A 1449-nucleotide genomic window follows, 5' to 3' on the forward strand; every position below is an offset into this window, starting at 1 on the left:
CGGCCGGGGTGAACTTCCGCGATGTGCTGGTGGCGCTGGGCATGTATCCGGGTGCCGCGCAGTTGGGCGCCGAGGGCGCGGGAATCGTCACCGAACTCGGTTCGGCCGTGACGGATTTGGCCGTCGGGGACTCGGTCATGGGGATCTTCGGGTTGGCCGGTTCCGAAGCGGTCGTTGACCGCCGGTTGGTAACCCGGGCGCCGCAGGGCTGGTCGATGGCTCAGGCCGCGGCCGTGCCGGTGGTGTTCTTGACGGCGTATTACGGGCTGTCGGTGCTGGCGGGCCTGCGCGCCGGGCAACGGGTGCTGGTGCACGCCGCCACCGGTGGCGTGGGCATGGCCGCGGTACAGCTGGCCCGGCACTGGGGTGCGGAGGTGTTCGCGACCGCCAGCCGCGGCAAATGGGACACGCTGCGCGCCATGGGATTCGACGATGCGCACATCGCCGATTCCCGCACGCTGGATTTCGAGGAGAAATTCGCCGCCGGCGTGGACGTGGTGCTCAACTCTCTGGCAGGGGAATTCAACGACGCGTCGCTGCGCCTGCTGGGGCCCGGCGGCCGCTTCATCGAGATGGGTAAGACCGATCTGCGTGACCCGGATGCCGTCGCATCGGCCCACCCCGGGGTGACCTATCGGGCGTTCGATCTCATGGAGGCGGGCCCGGACCGCATCGCCGAGATGCTGGCGGTGTTGATGGGGTTGTTCGCAGCAGGGGTCCTGGCGCCGTTGCCGGTCAAGGCGTTCGACGCGCGCAGCGCCGCCGATGCCTACCGGTTCGTCAGCCAGGCCCGCCACATCGGCAAGGTCGTGCTGACCATGCCCGATGGGCCCGCCGGGCTGGCCGGCGGCACCGCGCTGATCACCGGCGGCACCGGCATGGCGGGTTCGGCGGTGGCGCGACATCTCGTCGAGCGGCACCGGGTGCCCCATGTGATGCTGGTCAGCCGCAGCGGTGAACGCGCAGACGGCATCGCCGAGCTCGCCGCCGAGTTGCGCGACGCGGGGGCTTCGGTGGCCGTGGTGGCCTGCGATGTCGGCGACCGCGACGCCCTCGCGGCGTTGCTGGCGCAGGTGCCGGAACGGTATCCGTTGCGGTCGGTGTTCCACGCCGCGGGCGTGCTCGACGACGCCGTGATCGCGTCCTTGACACCCGCGCGCATCGACAGGGTGTTGCGGGCCAAGGCCGACGGCGCCTGGCATCTGCACGAGCTCACCAAAAAGCTGGATCTGTCGGCGTTCGTGGCGTTTTCGTCGATGGCGGGCATCGTGGGCGCGCCGGGCCAAGGGAATTACGCCGCGGCCAACAGCTTCCTCGACGCGCTGGCGGTGCATCGCCGCGCCCACGGCCTGCCGGGCCTGTCGGTGGCGTGGGGGATGTGGGACGAGACCTCCACGATGACCCAACACCTCGGTGAGCGCGACAAGGCCAGGATGAGCCGGGCCGGCC

General features: G+C 70.7%; 1 protein-coding gene. It reads left to right on the top strand.

Annotated elements, in window-relative coordinates; genetic code table 11:
- On the top strand, positions 1–1449 hold a 1449-nt coding region (locus A5652_RS05990), incomplete at both ends, for an MDR/SDR family oxidoreductase (protein ID WP_156745177.1).

It is taken from the genome of Mycobacterium sp. 1165178.9, from assembly GCF_001673555.1.
In the GTDB taxonomy this organism is placed as follows: domain Bacteria; phylum Actinomycetota; class Actinomycetes; order Mycobacteriales; family Mycobacteriaceae; genus Mycobacterium.